Here is a 233-nt window from a genome sequence, read left to right on the forward strand (position 1 = left end):
ACTATGCAGGCTACCGGAGCATTCATGAAAACGCTGTTCTTGCAGGCCCCTTCGTATGACGGCTTCGACGGCGGGGCCGGCTCGCGCTATCAGGCGAAGCGCGAAATCCGTTCCTTCTGGTATCCGACGTGGCTTGCGCCGCCGGCCGCGCTCGTGCCGGGCAGCCGCGTCGTCGACGCACCGGCCGACGGCCTGTCGGTCGAGGCGACGCTGAAGGTCGCGAACGACTACGA

General features: G+C 66.5%; 1 pseudogene. It reads left to right on the plus strand.

From position 1 onward, the window contains the following. Window positions 1-3: 3 nt before the first annotated feature. Window positions 4-233, plus strand: a pseudogene (locus tag KVT39_RS37490) (hopanoid biosynthesis associated radical SAM protein HpnJ); the annotation flags it as partial.

It is taken from the genome of Burkholderia sp. GbtcB21, assembly GCF_019091065.1.
Taxonomy (GTDB): Bacteria; Pseudomonadota; Gammaproteobacteria; order Burkholderiales; family Burkholderiaceae; genus Burkholderia; species Burkholderia pyrrocinia_C.